Source organism: Streptococcus mitis (genome assembly GCF_946190375.1).
Classification (GTDB): Bacteria; Bacillota; Bacilli; order Lactobacillales; family Streptococcaceae; genus Streptococcus; species Streptococcus mitis_CJ.
The window spans coordinates 1-215 of sequence record NZ_CAMIAF010000174.1 but is presented as its reverse complement, the minus strand read 5'-3'; the positions used below and the strand labels follow the sequence as shown (position 1 = coordinate 215).

Here is a 215-nt window from a genome sequence, read left to right as displayed (position 1 = left end):
GTGCCTGGAGTACCAGCTACTGTGATTTTTGCTTCACCTTTAGCTTTTGTCGCGTCTTTTTCATAACGAACACTTGGATCTATTGGCGTAACGACAACCTTAGATTTAGCTCCATTTTGTTTGAAGATTTCCTTTTTCTCTGTTGGAGTTAAGGCACCGGTACTTACATTGACCGCGTAAGTTGTTGTCTTCTTAACAACATCATCGCCTTCTTT

The 215-nt window shown here is 40.9% G+C and carries 1 protein-coding gene; it reads right to left on the bottom strand.

The genetic code is table 11. The annotated features are described in order from the left end of the window. A partial coding sequence (locus tag N8M09_RS11155; protein WP_261065265.1) for a G5 domain-containing protein occupies positions 1-215 on the bottom strand: 215 nt, incomplete at both ends.